Source organism: Mediterranea sp. ET5 (assembly GCF_023337025.1).
In the GTDB taxonomy this organism is placed as follows: domain Bacteria; phylum Bacteroidota; class Bacteroidia; order Bacteroidales; family Bacteroidaceae; genus Phocaeicola_A.
This window is the reverse complement of the sequence record NZ_JAMBLN010000010.1, coordinates 20157-38463: the sequence shown is the minus strand read 5'-3', so window position 1 is coordinate 38463 and position 18307 is coordinate 20157. Positions and strand designations below refer to the sequence as shown.

Annotated in this window: 13 protein-coding genes; 6 read left to right on the top strand and 7 right to left on the bottom strand. The window is 51.4% G+C overall.

All coding sequences use genetic code 11. The features are described from left to right. The first annotated feature begins 82 nt into the window (after window positions 1-82). The 5 genes from M3087_RS07540 to M3087_RS07520 all read left to right on the top strand — a co-directional run bounded on the left by M3087_RS07540 (window position 83) and on the right by M3087_RS07520 (window position 9670). Window positions 83-1753, top strand: coding sequence for a glycogen/starch synthase (locus M3087_RS07540; protein ID WP_106625807.1), 1671 nt, complete (start codon window positions 83-85; stop codon window positions 1751-1753). 43 nt (window positions 1754-1796) lie between these two features. Further along, a complete protein-coding gene (glgP, locus tag M3087_RS07535) occupies window positions 1797-4361 on the top strand; it encodes an alpha-glucan family phosphorylase (RefSeq protein ID WP_249094767.1) in 2565 nt (854 codons plus the stop codon). Between the two features lie 340 nt (window positions 4362-4701). Next, window positions 4702-6951: an aconitate hydratase gene (locus M3087_RS07530; protein WP_249094863.1), complete on the top strand. Its 2250-nt coding sequence runs from the start codon at window positions 4702-4704 to the stop codon at window positions 6949-6951. A gap of 69 nt (window positions 6952-7020) precedes the next feature. Beyond that, on the top strand, window positions 7021-8211 hold the full coding sequence (gene icd, locus M3087_RS07525; RefSeq protein ID WP_106485068.1) for an NADP-dependent isocitrate dehydrogenase: 1191 nt from the start codon (window positions 7021-7023) through the stop codon (window positions 8209-8211). 115 nt (window positions 8212-8326) lie between these two features. Further along, a complete protein-coding gene (locus M3087_RS07520) occupies window positions 8327-9670 on the top strand; it encodes a citrate/2-methylcitrate synthase (RefSeq protein WP_022385766.1) in 1344 nt (447 codons plus the stop codon). A 143-nt stretch (window positions 9671-9813) separates the two neighbouring features. Here the strand turns inward: M3087_RS07520 and M3087_RS07515 are convergent, their stop codons facing one another. Further along, the gene (locus M3087_RS07515; RefSeq protein ID WP_249094860.1) at window positions 9814-11172 is read right to left on the bottom strand and encodes a glycoside hydrolase family 28 protein; all 1359 of its coding nucleotides are present in this window, start codon (window positions 11170-11172) and stop codon (window positions 9814-9816) included. Between the two features lie 218 nt (window positions 11173-11390). Between M3087_RS07515 and M3087_RS07510 the strand changes: the two genes are divergently transcribed. Further along, window positions 11391-12584 carry a uracil-xanthine permease family protein gene (locus tag M3087_RS07510; protein WP_022385764.1) on the top strand — a complete coding sequence of 398 codons (1194 nt, stop codon included), beginning with the start codon at window positions 11391-11393 and terminating at the stop codon, window positions 12582-12584. A gap of 369 nt (window positions 12585-12953) precedes the next feature. Here the strand turns inward: M3087_RS07510 and M3087_RS07505 are convergent, their stop codons facing one another. The 6 genes from M3087_RS07505 to M3087_RS07480 all read right to left on the bottom strand — a co-directional run bounded on the left by M3087_RS07505 (window position 12954) and on the right by M3087_RS07480 (window position 18220). Continuing rightward, window positions 12954-13589, bottom strand: coding sequence for a 4'-phosphopantetheinyl transferase family protein (locus tag M3087_RS07505; RefSeq protein ID WP_249094765.1), 636 nt, complete (start codon window positions 13587-13589; stop codon window positions 12954-12956). 10 nt (window positions 13590-13599) lie between these two features. Further along, complete coding sequence (gene gldE / locus M3087_RS07500; protein ID WP_410796928.1) at window positions 13600-14958, bottom strand: gliding motility-associated protein GldE; 1359 nt, start codon at window positions 14956-14958, stop codon at window positions 13600-13602. A gap of 27 nt (window positions 14959-14985) precedes the next feature. Next, window positions 14986-15417, bottom strand: coding sequence for a single-stranded DNA-binding protein (locus M3087_RS07495; protein ID WP_022385761.1), 432 nt, complete (start codon window positions 15415-15417; stop codon window positions 14986-14988). An 88-nt stretch (window positions 15418-15505) separates the two neighbouring features. Next, window positions 15506-16687 (bottom strand): MFS transporter, encoded by a 1182-nt coding sequence (locus M3087_RS07490; RefSeq protein ID WP_022385760.1) that lies wholly within the window; start codon window positions 16685-16687, stop codon window positions 15506-15508. Further along, on the bottom strand, window positions 16674-17495 hold the full coding sequence (panB, locus tag M3087_RS07485) for a 3-methyl-2-oxobutanoate hydroxymethyltransferase (RefSeq protein ID WP_022385759.1): 822 nt from the start codon (window positions 17493-17495) through the stop codon (window positions 16674-16676). Before panB ends, M3087_RS07490 begins: the two co-directional genes overlap by 14 nt. Window positions 17496-17569: 74 nt before the next feature. After that, a complete protein-coding gene (locus tag M3087_RS07480; protein WP_249094763.1) occupies window positions 17570-18220 on the bottom strand; it encodes an HAD family hydrolase in 651 nt (216 codons plus the stop codon). Between the last annotated feature and the right edge of the window lie 87 nt (window positions 18221-18307).

Below are 18307 nucleotides of genomic sequence, written 5' to 3'. Positions count from 1 at the left end.
ATTCACTTTGAGAGCCGAAAATATAATGTTTTTTTATTTTTATCGGAGAGATTTTATATCTTTGCAAAAAATTTTCGAGATTATGGGAGTACATAACTTAAGCCCCGGTTACATTTTCGAATCAAGTTGGGAAGTATGTAACAAGGTGGGTGGCATATATACCGTTCTTTCAACAAGAGCAAAGACCCTGCATGAGAAGTTTGGAGATCACCTCTTTTTTATAGGACCGGATGTATGGAAAGGGAAGAGCAATCCCTTATTTTTAGAAGATGATGAGCTGTATAAAGAGTGGTTGTCAAGTGCCCGTGAGCAAGAGCAGCTGGAAATACGGGCAGGACGTTGGAACATTCCCGGGAAACCTGTTGTCTTCCTGGTTGACTTCAATGGCTTTTATGCAGTAAAGAATGAAATATACACGCAAGCCTGGCTCGATTTCAAGGTCGATTCACTGCATGCCTACGGCGATTATGACGAGGCTTCGATGTTTTCCTATGCAGCAGGAAGGGTTGTTGAAAGCTATTTCCGTTACCATAAGCTGACCGCTGCCGATCAGGTCATCTACCAGGCTCATGAATGGATGACCGGTCTGGGTGCCCTTTATATTCATAAGCATGTCCCTGAAATAGCAACCATCTTCACGACGCACGCTACTTCAATCGGCCGTTCCATTGCCGGCAATAACAAACCTTTGTATGATTATCTGTTCGCTTACAATGGCGACCAGATGGCTGAAGAGCTGAATATGCAGTCCAAACACTCCATAGAGAAGCAGACCGCACATCATGTCGACTGTTTTACAACTGTCAGCGAAATCACGGCCAATGAATGTCGGGAATTGTTGGACAAGCCGGTGGATGTAGTCTTGATGAACGGTTTTGAAGACGATTTCGTGCCGAAGGGCAACAGCTATGCAGCCAAGCGTAAAAAGGCACGTGCGGCTTTGCTCAATCTGGCAAACAAGCTGTTGGGGACAAATCTGGGCGATGATACGATTCTGGTAAGCACCAGCGGACGTTATGAGTTCAAGAACAAGGGACAGGATGTCTATCTGGAAGCCATGAACCGTTTGAACCGCGATAAAAACCTGAACAAGGATGTGGTTGCCTTTGTCACTGTCCCCGGTTGGGTCGGTGAACCTCGCGAAGACCTGAAAGAACGGTTGAACAGCAAGCAGACATTCGATACTCCTCTTTATTGTCCCTTCGTAACCCACTGGTTGCATGACATGAGTAATGACAAAGTGCTGGACCAGCTGAAATACCTGGGCATGGCGAATGCTCCGGCAGACAAAGTGAAGATTATCTTCCTTCCGTGTTATCTGGATGGGAACGATGGCATCCTGAATTTCTCCTATTATGATATTATCTTGGGCAACGACCTGACGATTTATCCTTCCTATTACGAACCGTGGGGATATACCCCGCTGGAGAGTATCGCTTTCCACGTACCGACCATTACGACCGATCTGGCAGGTTTCGGGTTGTGGGCAAACTCCTTGAAGACAGATGGCAGCTATAGTACGTTGGCTGACGGGGTGAAAGTGATCCACCGTTCGGACTATAACTATTCAGAAGTGGCGGATGCCATCAAGGATACGGTGACGGATTTCTCCCATCTTTCAGACAAGGAGATAAAGGATATACGGAAACGGGCTGCCGCCATCTCGGAGAAGGCATTGTGGAAACACTTCATCGAATATTATTACGACGCATACGATGTGGCTTTGCAGAAAGTGAAAGCCCGTCTGTCTTGAGATGCAATTAAAAATAGAACTAAACAAATAACTTCGATTTATTATGAAAGTCAAGATTAGTAACGCAAATATTCCAAGTTGGAAAGAGGTTACTGTAAAGTCTAGAATCCCTGATGAACTGAAGAAGTTGTCGGAACTCTCACGCAACATGTGGTGGGCGTGGAACCATGAGGCAACGGATCTGTTTGAGGATTTGAACCCTGCTCTTTGGAAAGAAGTTGGTCAGAACCCGGTTTTGTTGCTGGAGCATTTGAGCTACGAACAGTTGGAAGAGCTGGCAAAGGATAAAGTCATCCTTAAGCGCATGGATGAGGTCTATGATAACTTCCGTGCTTACATGGATGTAGAACCGGACAAGACCCGTCCTTCCGTGGCTTATTTCTGTATGGAATATGGTTTGAGCCATGTGCTGAAAATTTATTCAGGTGGTTTGGGTATATTGGCCGGCGACTACATGAAGGAGGCTTCGGACAGTAATGTCAACATGTGCGGTATTGGTCTGCTCTATCGTCATGGCTATTTTACCCAGACGTTGGCAATGGACGGACAGCAGATTGCAAACTATGAAGCCCAAAATTTCGGAAGCTTGCCGATTGAGCGCGTCATGGACAAGAATGGCCAGCCGTTGGTTGTGAAGGTTCCTTACATGAACTATTGGGTACATGCTTATATCTGGCGCGTGAATGTGGGCCGTATTCCTTTGTACCTGATGGATACGGACAATGAGATGAACAGTGAGTTTGACCGTCCGATTACTTCACAGCTGTATGGTGGTGACTGGGAAAACCGTCTGAAGCAGGAGATTCTGCTGGGTATCGGTGGTATGTTGACGCTGGAAGCTTTGGGTATTGAGAAGGATATCTACCACTGTAATGAGGGTCACGCCGCTCTTTGTAACTTGAAACGTCTGTGCGATTTCGTAGAGAAGGGTTTGACTTTCGACGAAGCCCTCGAACTGGTTCGCTCTTCTTCTCTCTACACGGTACATACTCCGGTTCCTGCCGGTCACGATTATTTTGACGAAGGTCTGTTTGGCAAGTATATGGGCGGTTACCCGCAGATGTTGGGTATCAGCTGGGATGACTTGATGGATTTGGGCCGTATGAACCCGGGTGACCACAACGAACGGTTCTGCATGTCAACTTTTGCTTGCAACACATGTCAGGAAGTGAACGGTGTGAGCAAATTACACGGTAAAGTGTCTCAGGCGATGTTTGCCGGTATCTGGAAAGGATATTATCCGGAAGAGAACCATGTCGGCTATGTGACGAACGGTGTACACTTCCAGACCTGGTGTGCTACGGAGTGGCAGGATTTGTATAACAGACATTTCGATGCCCACTTCTTGTCTGATTTGTCAAACCCGAAGATTTGGGAGAAGATTTACGATGTACCCGATGAAGAGATTTGGGCTACCCGTCAGATTCTGAAGAAGAAACTGATTGACTACATCCGCAAGTCGTTCCGTGAAGACTGGTTGAAGCGTCAAGGTGATCCCTCTCGTGTCGTTTCGGTGATGGAGAAGATCAACCCGAATGCCCTGCTCATCGGTTTCGGACGTCGTTTCGCTACCTATAAGCGCGCCCACTTGTTGTTTACCGATTTGGACCGTTTGGCAAAAATCGTGAACAATCCCGATTATCCCGTACAGTTCCTCTTTACCGGTAAGGCTCACCCGCATGATGGAGCCGGTCAGGGCTTGATCAAACAGATTGTTGAGATTTCCCGCCGTCCCGAGTTCCTGGGCAAGATTATCTTCCTGGAGAACTATGACATGAAGTTGGCACGTCGCCTGATTTCAGGTGTGGATATTTGGTTGAACACGCCGACCCGTCCGCTGGAAGCATCCGGTACATCGGGTGAAAAGGCTTTGATGAATGGTGTCATCAACTTCTCCGTGCTCGATGGCTGGTGGCTGGAAGGCTACCGCGAAGGTGCCGGATGGGCTTTGACGGATAAACGTACCTATGAAAATCAGGCATATCAGGATGAACTGGATGCTGCTACCATCTACAGTCTGCTTGAGACAGAAATTCTGCCGTTGTATTATGCCCGCAACCGGAAAGGCTATTCAGAAGGTTGGGTACGTACCATCAAGAATTCGATTGCACAGATTGCTCCTCACTACACCATGAAGCGTCAATTGGATGATTACTATGAGAAGTTCTACTGCAAGGAGGCTGCCCGTTATCACCACCTGCTGGAAGACAACTATGCCAAGGCAAAAGAACTTGCAGCATGGAAGTTGGCTGTAGCTGAACGTTGGGACAGCATTCAGGTCATCTCGACAGCACGTTCGGAAGCGTTGCTTGAAGGAGGCGTTGAGAGCGGCAAGGAATATACAATGACGCTCGTATTGGATGAGAAAGGTCTGAATGACGCCATCGGTGTAGAGCTGGTAACCATGCATAAGGACAAGGATGGTCAGGAGCACATCTACTCGGTAGAACCGATGGAAGTCGTGAAGCAGGAAGGCAACTTGTACACCTTCCAGTGTGTGCATGTGTTGAACAATGCCGGAAGCTTCAGCCTTTCCTACCGTATGTTCCCGAAGCATCCTGAATTGCCTCATCGTCAAGACTTCTGCTATGTACGCTGGTTTACTTGATTAGAAGCTTGCTTGAAACATAAATAGAGGTGCCGTGACAAAGGTGTTGCCAAAAGAAGCAGCCTGTTGTCACGGCACTTTTTTTATGCCTGCGCCGCTGGATGCATGGCTTTCCCTTTACCCTGCTGAATAGAGGTGCTTATTGCGTATGAAGATTGGGAATCTGGAGAGAGAATTATGGGCAGGAATACCATGGAACGGAGTATTGTGTACGTATGACACCCTAAAAATAATTGCATTTTATCGCACTAAAACTTTTGAATTGATATTATAACTCTTATATTTGCGAGGTAGTAATTAATACAATTCTGAAATAAACTAACAAATGGAAAGGGAAAATATGGTACAAGATTTATCAATGTTACAGGAGTTCTATGAAGCGTATGCGGCTAAAATCGGGAGAATTAGAGAGAAATTAGCTCGCCCGCTGACTTATGCGGAGAAAATATTATATACACATCTCTATGATGACGCAGACTTACGCTCGTTCAAACGGGGAGAAGATTATGTGAATTTTCGACCCAATCGCGTGGCCATGCAGGATGCAACGGCGCAGATGGCTCTCCTGCAATTCATGAATGCAGGAAAAGACCGGGTGGCTGTTCCGTCAACGGTTCATTGTGATCACCTCATTCAAGCCTATCGTGGAGCCAAAGTCGATTTGCCTGAGGCACTGACTACGAATAAGGAGGTCTACGACTTCCTGCAATCGGTTGCTTCCCGTTACGGTATCGGATTCTGGAAGCCCGGAGCCGGTATCATTCACCAGGTCGTGCTGGAAAATTATGCTTTCCCCGGCGGTATGATGGTTGGAACTGACTCGCATACTCCCAATGCCGGTGGACTGGGTATGGTTGCAATCGGAGTAGGAGGGGCTGATGCCGTTGATGTAATGACCGGGATGGAATGGGAACTGAAGATGCCACGCCTTATCGGTGTGCACCTCACCGGCAAACTCTCCGGTTGGGCATCTCCAAAGGATATTATTCTCAAACTGGCAGGTATCCTTACCGTAAAGGGTGGAACAAATGCCATCATTGAATATTTCGGTGAAGGGGCTGACAGCCTGTCTGCTACCGGTAAGGCTACCATCTGTAACATGGGAGCCGAGGTAGGAGCAACCACTTCACTTTTCCCCTATGACGAATCGATGGCTGTTTACCTTCGTGCAACCGGACGTGATGTCGTAGCACGTATGGCAGATGATGTGAAGGGAGACCTGCGTGCCGATGCCGAAGTTACTGCGAATCCGGAACAGTATTATGATCGTGTGATAAACATCGACCTTTCAACCTTGGAACCTTATATTAATGGTCCGTTTACTCCTGATGCAGCTTGTCCTATTTCGGAGTTTGCCCGTAAGGTAAAGGAGAATGGCTACCCGCAGCGGATGGAGGTGGGCTTGATTGGTTCGTGTACCAACTCGTCCTACCAGGACCTGAGTCGTGCAGCTTCCTTGGCACGTCAGGTGCAGACGAAGCATCTGCAGAGCGCATCGCCTCTGATTGTGAATCCCGGTTCGGAGAAAATACGTGCAACAGCTTTACGTGACGGTTTGATCGAACTCTTCCAAGAGATGGGAGCAACCGTCATGACCAATGCCTGTGGTCCCTGTATCGGACAATGGAAGCGGGTGGGCGATGCAACTCGTCCCAACTCCATCGTGACTTCGTTCAACCGGAACTTTGCCAAACGGGCTGATGGAAATCCGAATACGCATGCCTTTGTTGCCTCCCCTGAACTGACGGTGGCACTGACGATTGCCGGAGACCTTTGCTTCAATCCGTTGACTGATACCTTGGTGAACAAGGACGGTGAGGCTGTCCGCTTGGATCCTCCTCAGGGAGATGAATTGCCGAAGGCAGGATTTGCTCGGGGCAGTGAGGGATATGTCGCTCCGACCGGTGCCGGACAGGAGGTTGTCATTGCTCCTGACTCGAAGCGTCTGCAACGGTTGATGCCTTTCCCTGCATGGGATGGCAATGATTTGCTCAATATGCCGCTGTTGCTGAAGGCGAAAGGGAAGTGTACGACCGATCATATTTCCATGGCCGGACCGTGGTTGCGTTTCCGTGGACACTTGGAGAATATTTCCGATAACATGCTGATGGGCGCAGTGAACGCATTCAATGGGGAAACCAACAGCGTGTGGAACCGTCTGACCGGTCAGTATGAGGCTGTATCGGCTGTCGCTAAACAATACAAGGCTCAAGGCATCTCTTCGATTGTTGTGGCTGAGGAGAACTACGGCGAAGGTTCCAGCCGTGAACATGCTGCAATGGAACCGCGCTTCCTCAATGTGAAGGTTATTCTGGCCAAGAGTTTTGCCCGCATTCATGAGACCAATCTGAAGAAACAGGGAATGCTTGCCCTTACATTCGTAGACAAGGCAGACTATGACCGTATCCGCGAAAAGGACCGCCTCTCGGTTATCGGCTTGAAGGAGTTTGCACCCGGACGTCCCTTGCAGGTACGTGTATTGCATGAGGATGGGACTGAAGAAACATTTGCTGTACAGCATACTTATAATGAACAGCAGATTGCCTGGTTCCGTGCCGGATCGGCTTTGAATGCAAACCAACACAAATAGGATAAAAGTAGCACCCATCATGGTGTGAGTATTTACGATACATATATAATAAGGAGAAGAAGACAGAAAATGAGTAAGATTACCAAATCAGCAGACGGGACACTTCATGTGCCCGATTGCCCTACCATTCCTTATATTACCGGAGATGGTGTAGGAGCAGAGATAACGCCGGCAATGCAGCTTATTGTCGATGCCGCAGTGAAAAAGGCTTATGAGGGACGTCGGTCCATCGAGTGGATAGAGGTCCTGGCAGGAGAGAAGGCTTACAATGCGACCGGTTCGTGGCTTCCTGATGAGACGATGGAAGCTTTCAAGACGTATTTGGTGGGAATTAAAGGTCCTTTGACTACTCCTGTAGGAGGAGGCATACGTTCGCTGAATGTAGCACTCAGACAGACACTCGATTTGTATGTTTGTTTGCGTCCGGTGCGCTGGTACCGAGGCGTGGTGTCTCCGGTTAAGGAGCCGCAGAAGGTCGACATGCATATCTTCCGTGAAAATACGGAAGACATTTATGCCGGGATCGAGTGGGAGGCAGGTACTCCTGAAGCGAAGAAGTTCTACGATTTCATTCATAATGAGATGGGCGTTACGAAGGTACGCTTCCCCGAGACCTCATCGTTCGGTGTGAAGCCGGTTTCGAAAGAGGGAACGGAGCGACTTGTTCGTGCTGCATGCCGTTATGCCCTGGAACACGGATTGCCTTCGGTAACTCTCGTTCATAAGGGAAATATCATGAAGTTTACCGAAGGGTGTTTCCGCAAATGGGGGTATGAGTTGGCTGAACGTGAGTTTGGCGACGCTCTGGCTGACGGACGCCTGGTAATGAAGGACTGCATCGCTGATGCCTTCTTGCAGAATACATTGCTGAAGCCCACGGAATATTCGGTAGTGGCAACGCTGAACCTCAATGGAGACTATATCTCCGACCAGCTGGCTGCCATGGTGGGAGGTATTGGCATCGCACCGGGAGCAAATATCAATTACAACTCCGGACATGCCATCTTTGAGGCAACACACGGAACGGCACCTGCTCTTGCCGGACAAGATGCGGTCAATCCTTGTTCACTGGTCCTCTCGGCTGTGATGATGCTTGAATACATGGGCTGGAAGGAGCCTGCCGCACTGATTACCAGGGCATTGGAAGACAGCTTCTCGCAAGGTCGTGCAACACGCGATCTGGCACGTTTCATGGACGGTGGTGTAGCACTCCCGACCTCGGTATTTGCCCAAGAGATAGTAAAACGTATTGTTGACTAAAGGATGAAAGCGTCAGCCGACAAGTGGTCAGGCAGGTCTCTGACTGTTGCGGTGGCTGCTTGTCGCTGGTGACTTCGTCCGCTAAAAGAATCTAACCCATAAAAAATCCAGAGAGATGAAGAAAGAATATTTAGTTTACAAGCTTTCGGAGGATGTGAAAGACTGTACCCGTATCGATACGGAGCTGTTCTCCAAATATGACGTGAAGCGTGGCTTACGCAACGAAGACGGTACCGGCGTGCTGGTTGGTCTGACGAAGATAGGTAATGTGGTCGGATACGAACGTATTCCCGGTGGAGGACTTAAGCCCATTCCCGGTAAGCTCTATTATCGGGGCTATGATTTGGAAGACATCGCCGGAAACATCCTGAAGGAGAAACGGTTCGGCTTTGAGGAAGTGGCTTACCTGATGCTCTCGGGCAAACTTCCCGATAAGGAAGAGCTGGCTAACTTCAAGGAATTGATTAATGAGAATATGCCGCTCGAACAGAAGACAAAGATGAATATCATCGAATTGGAAGGGACGAACATCATGAACATCCTTGCACGGAGTGTGCTGGAGATGTACCGATTTGACCCCAAGGCTGATGATACCTCACGCGACAACCTCGTCCGTCAGAGCATCGAACTGATATCGAAGTTCCCCACCATCATTGCGTATGCCTACAACATGTTGCGCCATGCGACCTTCGGGCGTTCACTCCATATCCGCCATCCGCAAGAGAACCTTTCGATTGCCGAGAACTTCCTTTATATGCTGAAGCACCGCTATACCGAGCTTGATGCACGGATGCTGGACCTTCTGCTTGTGCTCCAGGCAGAGCACGGTGGTGGTAATAACTCTACTTTCACCGTACGTGTCACCTCATCCACAGGAACAGATACCTATTCGGCAATTGCTGCGGGTATCGGTTCGCTCAAGGGCCCTCTTCACGGAGGTGCGAACCTGCAGGCGGCAGCCATGTTTGACCACCTGAAAGAGGCTATTCATGACTGGACCAATGCCGATGAAATCGACACTTACTTTACTCGCATGCTGAATAAGGAGGTTTATGACAGGAAGGGGTTGATTTATGGTATCGGCCATGCCGTATATACCATCTCCGACCCGCGTGCACTCCTTCTGAAGGACCTGGCACATGCCTTGGCAAAGGAAAAGGGCAGGGAAGAAGAGTTTGCTTTCCTGGAGCTGCTTGAGGAACGCGCGATTGACACCTTCTATCGTGTGAAGAACAACGGCAAGACAGTCAGCAGCAACATTGACTTCTTCTCCGGATTCATCTATGAGCTTATCGGACTTCCTCGCGAGATCTACACGCCTCTGTTCGCGATGGCCCGTATCGTGGGATGGTGTGCACACCGCAATGAGGAACTGAACTTCGAAGGCAAACGTATCATCCGTCCGGCATACAAGAATGTGCTTGATACGGTTGAGTATGTTCCTTTGGCTCAACGGTAAGTGTAACGACCGGAGAACTGTTTCGATATAGTTTCTAAAGTACAGGGTTCTTGAGTTTGTACAGGCAGGTTGGGAAATCTGGGATGACCAGATTGTAGGATAGTCCCTTCTGACCTGCCTGACATACTCAAGAACCCTTCATTTTATTTGGCCATGGACGGCACGCCAACCGTTCCACCCAGGTGGCAATTGTCCACCTTGACACCGATGGTGTTGGAGAAACTCAATGCGGTCTTTACTTCCCCGATGTTCACCCGGTTGAAAGTCACGTCGGTGATAGGCTTTGCTTCCGTGCCCTGAAGCACCAGTCCTGCGGCGCGGACCTTGCGGCAACGCAGGTTGTCGACATGGATGCCTGATACCTCCGTGAAGTGTACGTTGTCCAGTCCCTCTCCTCCATACATGGAAGTCACATAGAACAGGTCTTCCACTTCATCAAACTCACAGTTGTTCACATAAATGTCGCGGATGAAGCCTCCACGGTCAGGATTCGTCTTGATGTAGATGCCTCGTTTGCAATAGCCTGCATACGTGCAGTCTTCTATGAAGATGCGTTGCACGCCTGCTGACATCTCGCTGCCCAGGACTACGCCGTGCAGTCCCTTGAACTTGCAGTGGCGGATGATGATGTTCTCTGAGGGAGTGGCGGTTGTCCAGCCGTCGTTGTCTCGTCCGCATTTGATGGCTACATTGTCGTCGCCATTGTTGAATTCGATGTCCTCGATCAGGACATTGCGTGTATATTCAGGGTCAATTCCGTCATTGTTGACCAGCTTGGCATCATAGCGCAAGCCGCGGCAGATGACATTCTCTGATTTCAGCAGGTGAATGCACCAGAAAGGCGCGTTCGTGATGAATACCCCCGAGAGGGTGATGTTCCGGCAGTTGAAGAATTGGATGAGTTGCGGACGCAGCCAGTAGCCTTCGCCGAAGTTGCGCTCGGCAACGGGGACCTCTTGATGGTTCATCTGACGGCTGAGCTGCTGTCCCTCACGTTGCTTGCTGCGCCAGGTGGCAAACGTGCTTCCGGCATTGCCGTCAATGGTTCCCCGTCCTGTGATGGCGACATTCTCCAGTCCATAGCCGTAGATGAACGGACTGTAGTTCTGTACGAACGTTCCTTCCCAACTGGTCTTTACCAGCGGCAGATAACTCGACGGTTCGGGCGAGAACTTCAGTGTGGCACCTTCCTGAAGCTCCAGGTTGACATTGCTCACAAAATGGATAGGTCCTTCCAGCCAATAGGTACCTGCTGGTACGACAATACGGGCTCCACCCACCTTGGCAGCCCGTTTCATGGCTTTGTCGAAGGCAGGCTTGCAGTCCGTCTTTCCATCCCCTTTGGCGCCGAAAGAAGTGATGGTCAACGTACGTTCAGGAAGGGAAGCCCCGGTGATTTGCGCCAGGATGGCGTCGCGTTGGGCAATACGTAGAGAGTCATTGGCTGCCGATGCGGCGAGAGACAGCAGAAACAGTCCGCCCAGCAACAGCCAGTTACGCATGTGTTTGTTGGTCATAGTACTTTGTTTTTAGTTGTATAACTTAGGATTGAAGTCTCCAAAGATAGTAAACTTGAAGGATTCATCCCCTTTTCAAGTCGCCTTTTATCCGTCTTTTTGTCCGGATGCGGAGAGTTGCCTCTATCGTCTCAAAATAGCCAACAGGTGATGCCCGATTGTCGATTAGAAAACTTACCTTTGCAACTGTTAAACCAAACCTCATGAAAACAGAAACAAACCAGCTCACCACTCTCCGCAAAGGCATCGTCGGCGTTCAGTTCCTCTTCGTTGCCTTCGGTTCTACGGTGCTTGTTCCCTTGCTTGTAGGGCTTGACCCTTCGACGGCTCTTTTTACGGCAGGCATCGGTACTCTTATTTTTCATCTTGTCAGCAAAGGCAAAGTTCCTATCTTTCTCGGTAGCAGCTTTGCCTTTATTGCACCTATTGTCAAAGCTACCGAGCTTTATGGACTTTCCGGGACGTTGTTTGGACTCACGGGCGTGGGTCTCGTCTATTTCCTGATGAGTGCGCTTGTCCGTTGGCAGGGCATTGCCGTCATCAACCGTCTCTTTCCTCCGGTAGTCATTGGTCCCGTCATCATCCTCATCGGTATTTCGTTGGCAGGTACCGGGGTTCAGATGGCGGAAGCCGACTGGCCCCTTGCCCTCATCTCACTGGCTGTAGCTGTGCTCGTCTCGGTCAAGGGGCGCGGGTTGCTTCGTCTGATTCCCATTTTCTGCGGAATTGTTGCCGGTTACCTGGTTGCCCTTGCTACCGGGGACGTGGACCTGACCGGTGTGCGCGAAGCAGCCTGGATTGGTCTTCCCCGTTTTGTACATCCGACGGTCTCCTGGGAGGCACTCCTGTTCATGCTCCCCGTTGCCATTGCTCCTGTGATTGAGCATATCGGCAATATCTATGTGGTCAATACGGTGGCACAAAAGGACTTTGTCAAGGATCCCGGGCTGCACCGAACCCTTCTCGGTGATGGCCTTGCCTGTTTTGCCGCAGGCATCCTGGGCGGTCCTCCCGTTACCACGTATGCCGAGGTTACAGGTGCCATGTCGATTACCAAGGTCACCCATCCGCAGGTCATCCGTATTGCTGCCGTTGCCGGTATCGTCTTCTCGCTTGTCGGAAAAGTGAGTGCTCTGCTGAAGTCGATTCCCGGTCCTGTCCTGGGAGGTATCATGCTCTTGCTTTTCGGAACCATTGCCACGGCGGGGGTTGCCAATATCCAGCAACATAAGGTTGACTTGTCCAATACGCGTAACATTGTTATTTTCTCCCTTACGCTGACCGTTGGAATTGGAGGAGCGACTTTCACTTGGGGTGAATTCTCGCTATCCGGTATCGGCCTGGCGGCGATCGTCGGCGTCATCCTCAACCTCATCCTGCCCAAGAGCAAAGATTAAGGTAACCATCCGGTGAGGTGTTCCTCTTATCCGGCTATCACATGTATTCCCTGTCGGTCATTCACTGCCTGAAGTCTTTTCCTGATATGAGACTGAACTTCAGACGGTGAATGACCGATTCGTTTATAGATGCTGAAAAGTGATTCATAATCAGTTGTTTCCTCCTGTCTGTATCCTGAAATGACAGTCCCAATCGGAAGTCCATATTCTGGGACTGCGAGTTCCAGGCTTTGGGACTGCGAGTTCCAGGCTTTGGGACTGTGAGTTCCACGGCGTGGAACTGTGATTTCCACGGCGTGGAACTGTGATTCCCACGGCGTGGAACTACGATTCCCACGACGTGGAACTGAAAGCTTGGACTTCGTTCCTTTAGAATGGCTGGCGCATGGCTCGTGTCAGTACAAAGTCTGTGTCCAGAAGGTAATCAATGGTAAAGCGCTCCCGGCTGTCGCGAAGGTCTTCTCCCGTCAGCTGACCTTGGGAAGCAAGGGTGAAAGGATGGATACGGAGGTGGTGGAGGAAGTCTGTGTCTTCTTGCCGGCGAAGGAGCTTGTACAGAGTCTCCTTGCTGCTCCAATGTAGTACGGCTGCCGTCAGTGGGTCGCCTTCGGCATGTTCGTCCGGATGCATGAATCTGGTACTCAGGCGGAGGGCTTTGGGAGAAAGGCGTTCGATGTCGATGCTCACGTCGTGATGCGGATGCCAGCATAGCGCGACGTAGCCGTCGGTGTGGGAGATGCTGATGGAGTAAGTGCCGTCCGTCAGATAAGGTCTGCCGTCGGGAGTGTAAGCCACCGGGTGTTCTGTCTTCCAGCAGTTGAACATCAACGTGCGGACGGCGAGGCGCTCTAACTTACGCTTGGGATGAGCTTGAAACTGTGACAATTCCTGCAGGTAGGCTCCTTCCGCCGGTAACAGGGAGCGTAGTGTCGCTTCCGTTTCCGTTACCTTCCAGACGGCCCATCCGCCGTCGTCAGTCAGAGGGGCTGAACGATAGAGAGGCATGGGGAGCGAATCAGGAATGAGCTGTTTCCTCGTCTTTACCCGGAAGAGGGGACAAGGTGACTTTTACTTTCAGGATGCGCCGTTCATCCATTTCCAGGATTTCGAAGGTGAAGTTGCGGTACGTCAGTTTCTCGTGACGTTTGGGGAACTCGCCCTTCAGTTCCAGCAGAAGCCCTGCCAAGGTGTCGGCTTCTCCGACCACATCCTCAAAGCTGTCTTCATCGGTCCCGACAATCTTGTAGAAGTCGGACAGGAGCGTCTTGCCTTCAAAGATGTAGGTCGAGTCGTTGAACTTGATGTAGGTGCGCTCGTCTTCATCGTATTCGTCGTTGATTTCGCCCACGATTTCCTCGATGATGTCTTCCATGGTGACCAGTCCCGATGTTCCTCCGAACTCGTCGACGACGATGGCCATGTGCACCTTGTTCTGCTGGAACTCGCGCAGCAGGTCGTCGAGCATCTTGGTTTCAGGAACAAAGTAAGGAGGGCGTATCAGTGACTGCCAACGGAAGGTGTTTCCCTTGTCCAGGTGCGGCAGCAGGTCCTTGATATAGAGGATGCCTTTGATGTTGTCGCGTGACCGTTGGTAGATGGGGATGCGCGAATAGGCATTGTCGATGATGCAGCGGATTACTTCCGGGAAGGGAGTCTGTATGTCCAGGCCGACGATGTCGGGACGGGGTGTCATGACTTCCTTGGCGGTCTCTCCTCCAAAGCGGATGATGCCTTGCAACATGCTTTGTTCGTCGGATATGTCGTTCTTGTCCGTCAGCTCCAGTGCCTGCGAGAGTTCGTCGACCGAGATGTTGTAGTTCTCCTTGACCACTACCTGGTTGACCGTCCGATGGGCACGTATCAACACTCCGGAGACGGGGCGGAAGAGGCGTCGGAAGAAGGTGAGGAAGGGGGAGGCCGTACGACAGACGGGCAAGGCATGCCGGGCGGCATAGGTCTTGGGCATGATTTCCCCGAACAGGAGAATCAGAATCGCCAGGATAAGGGTATTGAAGAAGAGGGTGAGAGCAGCCGGCACGCCGTAATCGAGCGACTGCATGAGCACATGGTTGCCCAGGATGATGAAAGCGACGTTGATGAAGTTGTCGGCAATGAGCAGGGTGGCGGGCAGGCGTTCCGAATCCTTCAACAGGGAGTGGATGCGCCGGTAGGCGGCTGATTCCCCCTGTTCAATCCGGTTGCGTTCGCCCGGTGTGAGCGAGAAGAAAGCTGTTTCAGAGGCCGACACCATGCCCGAAGCCATGAGCAGGAGCAGGGTCAGCAGAAGGATGAACCACGTCCCCACATCGGGCATGGTTACTGTCACTTGGTTGGCAATGTCTGTCCAAAAGCGCGAATACGAATCTGAGTCCAAAACTGATGAATTAGTGAAACAATAGGGTTAGAAGGGCAAGCCGTCGTTGCTGTCAGTAGCCTCCGAAGCCGTTGCCGTGTTCGGTTCAGCGGACGCCGTCGCCGTGTTGGCCGGAGCGGCAGGGCGCGGCGAGGAGCACATCTCCATCACGTCGGCATAAATCTCGACGACGGAGCGGCGGATTCCGTTATGGTCGTCATACGTGCGGGGACGGAGTTTCCCTTCGATGTAGAGCTTGTCGCCTTTATGCACATATTTCTCAGCCACTTGTGCCAATCCTCTCCATAAGATGATGTTGTGCCAGTCGGTGCGGTCCGGGACTTTTGTCCCGTTGGGCAGTGTATACCCCCGTTCCGTGGTGGCAAGTGGAAAAGTTGCTACAGCGACACCACCGTCCAGGTATCTCACTTCCGGGTCTTTCCCGACGTTTCCTAACAATATGACTTTATTTACTGACATGTTTATAGGGTATTTAAAGTATGTCCGCCAAAGTTAACGCATTTTGTGGAAGGGGACAAACAAATGGTGTGAATATGTCATGACGTCCTCACCGCACCTTGTGTGCCATGAACCAGCGGTGGGTGAGCAGCAGGTAGAACACGAGTGCTCCGGCAAGTATCCACAGGCATACCCAGTAGCTTTCCAAGGGGTCGGGGAAGACCGTGTATCCCAGGAACAGTCCCAGTCCGATACCCAGTTCCCAGGCAAACATGTACGAGGTGTTGGCAGAGCCGCGCTCACAGTGATGGGACAGCTTGATGAAGAACACCAGCAGACGGGCTACGGTCAGTCCGATACCCATGCCTATCAGGATGGAGGAGGCATAGAAGGCGGGAGTCCCTTCGCGGAATATCAGGAGCAGCAGTCCGGCAGCCCACAGGATGTTCCCACTGACGATTTCCGAGCGGATGTCGGCATTGAGGAACACAAAATGCAGGGCGAGCAGTGCCAGGCAGAAGCCAACCATGATGAAGACGTAGAACTCGTAACGGTGGATGGTTCCGAGCAATATGCCGGTGACGGCAGCGACCGGGATGGTCTGCAGGAACATCAGCCATCCGTTGGGCAACCAGAAGCGGTCGAGGGAGAACTTCGGGGGACACAAGGGAGCCCGGAAGGGAACCTTCAGACAAAGGACGCACAGGCAGGCTAACATGCCGATGACGAAGGAAGCGATAAAGACGTTGTGGAATCCGAACAGGTATTGTACGAGCAAGCCCATCAGCGGCCCGACGGACAGTCCCAGGCGTCCGAACCAGGCAAATGCATTGTTCACATCCGTGCGGTGGGGAGAGGTCGTCAGGTCGATGGCAAGTGTGCTGCCCGACGCCATGAGTGCCACGCCTTGCAGCATGCCCTGTACGACACGCAATGCGACGACCCAGCCCAGAACGGGAACCCAATAGAAACCCAGGGAACAGGCTGCTACACCCAGGAGTCCCCAGGCGCAGACGCTTTTCCGGGGGAAACGGTCAACCAGGTAGTTGAAGAACGGGCCCAGCATGAAGGCGACCAGGCCGGAAAGGGCGAGGATGCCGCCTATCTCAAACGAATTGGCACCATACCTCACCACCAGCCATACGGGGAGGGTCGGGATGAGCATATAGAGCGAGGTGGACAAGAGCAGGTGCGACAGGCAAATCAGCCAGATGTTGTTTGTCCAGAGTCTTGTCCGCTGCGGTCGTTGCGAACCGGTCACAGGTGTTTCCATGTGCTTAATAGTGTTCATTCTCGTTAGGGAAATCTCCGTCTTTCACGTCGCGGATGTATTGTCCGACGGCATCTGTCATGACCGTATGAAGGTCGGCATAGCGCCGGAGGAATTTCGGATGGAAGCCGTTGTTCATGCCCAGCATGTCGGTGACCACGAGCACCTGACCGTCCACATCGCTTCCGGCACCGATACCGATGACCGGGATGTGCAGTTCGGCAGTGACACGTGCCGCCAGCGTTGCCGGAATCTTCTCCAGAACGAGTGCAAAGCAACCGGCTTCTTCCAGCAGGTGTGCATCGTGGAGCAACTTCTGGGCTTCGGTATCCTCTTTGGCACGTACGCCGTACGTCCCGTATTTGTTGATGGATTGCGGCATGAGTCCCAAGTGTCCCATGACCGGTACTCCGGCATTGATTATCTTGCGTATGACATCGATGAACTCTTCCCCGCCTTCCAGCTTAAGGGCATCGGCTCCGGTTTCCTTCATCATGCGGACGGCCGTTGCCACACCGTCGTAAGGAGCAGCCTGGTAAGAGCCGAAAGGCATGTCGATGACCACGAGCGCACGCCGGGTGCCCCGCACCACGGAACGTCCGTAGACAATCATTTCATCGACGGTGATGGGGAGGGTCGTGGCATTGCCTGCCATGACATTGGAGGCAGAGTCGCCTACGAGGATGACATCCATACCGGCCCCGTCGACGATGGAGGCGGTAGTGAAGTCGTAGGAAGTCAACATGGAGATTTTCTCACCATTCTCTTTCATTTCCAGCAACCGGTGAGTAGTCACTTTCTTCGTATCATTGCAAATATAGCCTGACATGATTTTTTAGTCGTTTTGTTAGATAAATGTGCAAGAGCTTCTTGTAAAGCGGATGCAAAGTTATACTTTTTGTGTCATTGCCGTATGAGTGCGTGCATCTTTTCAACGCTGAAGCCTGTGAAGTCGGGGATGACCACGTCTGCCAGGTCGCGGATGGCGGCTTCGGGATTGGTGGTAGACAGGCCGATGACGGTCATTCCGGCACGTCTGCCTGCCAGCAGTCCGTTGAACGAGTCTTCGAAGACGAAGCAACGTTCAGGCACAGTGCCGAACACGCGGGCTCCGAGCAGGTAACAGTCCGGGTCGGGCTTGGAATGTTGGAAATCTTCTGCGGTAAAGATGCGGTCAAACAAGGACGTGAATTCCGGATGGGCGCGGTAGACATTCTCCATTTTTTTCGTATTCGAACTGGTCACCACTGCCGTGCGGATATCCTGTGTACGCAGGGCACGGATGAAGTCTGTTGCTCCCGGGATATAGGTGTAGTCCATTCGGGTTTCAAACTGGTTGAGCTCCTCCTGGATGCGCTCGGGGATGCCCGGCTGGTCGGCAAAGAACTCCAGGATTTGGGTGAGGGTCATGCCTTTGATGCGCTGTTCAAAGTGCGGCATGTCCGGACGGTAGGCTTCTCCCTGCCTGCGCCAGAAGAGGGTATATTGCGATTCTGTATCCACAATGACGCCGTCCAAATCGAAAAGGGCAGCGATAGGTTGATTATTATCCATAAAAAACAAGTCTTTTTCCGCGTGCAAAGTTCGAAAGAGCATGGGGATTGGCGAAGACTTCCTTGTTAAAAGAATGTAAACTTCTAT